Here is a 2,283-nt window from a genome sequence, read left to right on the forward strand (position 1 = left end):
GTCCATAATATAATCCATATAATTATTATAAATAATTTTAATAACATTAGAAATCCATTGTTCAAAAAACGGTTGTTTAAATCGCCAATAGATTGTTTTAGAATGGAAAGCATTTTTCAGTATGATTTAGGAGTCCCTAGTGCGGATTGTGATTGATGCAATGTTAAATTGTTCAATGGGTATTCAAAAAAAATTCGAAGATAATGACATCATTGCATTATTTGCGATTGCAGGCTTGAGTAACCGTTTAACAGAATATCCGCCTGAGATGGCTAACAAATATATTCAGGCTATTTTAGAGGAAATGCCTTTAGAATTGGTCGAGATTGAAAAACACCAAATGGTGATGCTGGGGTTTGAATCACGTACTCGCCAACATTTTTTAGTTAGTAAAACCAATTTAGATTCAATTGCCATTCGTATCGGTGCTCCAACAGTTGGCGTTGCAGTACGGACATGTGAAAATATTTACTTACGTTTAAAACATCAGAATTTACTCATCAAACCCAAAGTCAAAGCCAATGAAGATAAAAAGATTTGTAAAGTTTGGTTAGACATTGATGAAGATATTAAGGCAATTGAACGCCAAGTGGGTCATGAACACCCTACTTTTCAAGGGCGCATTTTAGACAATCCATTTTTAGCGGCATTTATGGATAATCGTGGCGAGGCGTTTATTATTGCTTTTACCTGTATTATTTCTGTTGCTTTATTCTTATTTACTCCCACGATTACCCCCCATTTTCAGCATTTGCTTAACAATATTCTGAATTTAGGGTTTGATGAATCTTATGTGCGCGGTAGTTTAGAACGAGCGTCAACAGGTTTTTTTCTGACTTTTATTTTCTCAACGGTTAACTTCTTTATTCGTTTAATGCGGATTGCAAAGCATAAACCGATTGAATGGAATTTATATAAGCAAGCCTAGGTTTACATCATTTTTATCAACATTTACTTGACGCATCATTTTGTTAAGGTAAAGTTTCATCCTTTAGGATTGCCCACCTAAAAAAATACCAACAATAAAATAGGGCTCATCACTCTGAGCCAAACAACAAAATAGGGAAGTAGTATGTCTCAAACCAAGATTTTATTGGATGAATCTGAAATTCCAACTCATTGGTATAATGTCATTGCAGATATGCCCAATCCACCTGCGCCTTATCTTGCACCCAATGGACAGCCAATTAAACCTGAAATGATGGAGGCTATTTTTGCCCCTGATTTGGTCGAGCAAGAAGTCTCTACCGAACGTTGGATTAAAATTCCTGATGAAGTACGTGAAGCTTATCGTTTATGGCGACCTGCTCCTTTGTATCGTGCGCATCGTTTAGAACAACATTTAGGCACACCTGCAAAAATTTATTTCAAATATGAGGGTGTTAGCCCCGCAGGTTCACATAAGCCTAACTCCGCTGTTCCCCAAGTGTATTACAATAAAAAAGTCGGTATTAAACGCTTAACGACGGAAACGGGTGCGGGTCAATGGGGCTCATCTTTGGCCATGGCCAGTAGCTTTATAGGGGAAATGGAAATTCGAGTATACATGGTAAAAGTCAGTTATGAACAAAAGCCATTCCGCCGTTCAATGATGCAAACTTGGGGTGCTGAAGTATTACCCAGTCCAAGTAATTTAACCCAAGCAGGCCGTCACATTTTGTCGGAACACCCTGATTCTCCAGGTTCATTGAGTATTGCTATTTCTGAAGCAGTTGAGGAAGCAGCATCGCGTAAAGATACCAACTATACATTGGGTTCAGTATTGAATCATGTCTTGCTACATCAAACGGTTATTGGCTTAGAAACCAAGAAACAATTAGAAAAAGTCGGCGATTATCCTGATGTGATTTTTGCACCTTGTGGTGGCGGTTCAAACGTAGGTGGTATGATGTTCCCGTTTTTAGCAGATAAAGCGGCTGGCAAAGAGATTCGTTTAGTTGCAGTTGAACCTTCATCTTGTCCAACCTTAACCCGTGGTCATTACGCCTATGATTTTGGTGATTCTGAAGGGCTAACCCCTCTGATGAAAATGTATACATTAGGACATGATTTCATGCCGCCAAGCATTCATGCAGGCGGACTACGCTATCATGGTGATAATGCTTTGATTTCTCAGCTCTATAATGAAGGCATTATTGAAGCGATTAATGTACCTCAAGTCGCTACATTTGATGCAGGGGTTTTATTTGCCCGAACCATGGGAATTGTACCTGCACCAGAATCTAATCATGCTATTCGAGCAGCAATTGACGAAGCATTACGCTGCAAAGAAGCAGGTCTGTC

The 2,283-nt window shown here is 38.9% G+C and carries 2 protein-coding genes; both read left to right on the forward strand.

Features of this window, described 5'->3' with window-relative positions; genetic code table 11:
• Positions 1-139: 139 nt before the first annotated feature.
• On the forward strand, positions 140-928 hold the full coding sequence (locus tag ABXH34_RS18620; protein WP_353573390.1) for a hypothetical protein: 789 nt from the start codon (positions 140-142) through the stop codon (positions 926-928).
• 144 nt (positions 929-1,072) lie between these two features.
• Positions 1,073-2,283 (forward strand): TrpB-like pyridoxal phosphate-dependent enzyme (locus tag ABXH34_RS18625; RefSeq protein WP_353573391.1); only part of this gene is annotated, 1,211 nt, incomplete at its 3' end.

This window comes from Candidatus Albibeggiatoa sp. nov. BB20, from assembly GCA_016744725.1.
In the GTDB taxonomy this organism is placed as follows: Bacteria; Pseudomonadota; Gammaproteobacteria; order Beggiatoales; family Beggiatoaceae; genus Albibeggiatoa.